The sequence below is a fragment of the Coprococcus sp. AF51-11b1 genome (genome assembly GCF_027682785.1).
In the GTDB taxonomy this organism is placed as follows: Bacteria; Bacillota; Clostridia; order Lachnospirales; family Lachnospiraceae; genus Allocoprococcus; species Allocoprococcus comes.
Genome location: NZ_JAQCZB010000007.1, coordinates 175,009 through 175,231 on the forward strand (window position 1 = coordinate 175,009; position 223 = coordinate 175,231).

The 223-nt window shown below is 40.8% G+C and carries 1 rRNA gene; it reads left to right on the forward strand.

Annotated features, from left to right (window positions below):
• Positions 1-147: 147 nt before the first annotated feature.
• A 16S ribosomal RNA gene (locus PGY05_RS08845) occupies positions 148-223 on the forward strand; the annotation flags it as partial.

Consider the following 223-nt stretch of genomic DNA (forward strand, 5'->3'; position numbering starts at 1 on the left):
AAAAAGAACATTGATAACTGAACAATAGACAACAAACCCTGAAAATTCTTTAAAGAGATTTTTCAAGAACGGACATCGAAAGATGTCGAACCAGAACAGTAAACAGGAACAGAATTGCCAAGCGATTCTGACCCGGATACAAACATTTTTAACGAGAGTTTGATCCTGGCTCAGGATGAACGCTGGCGGCGTGCTTAACACATGCAAGTCGAACGAAGCACTT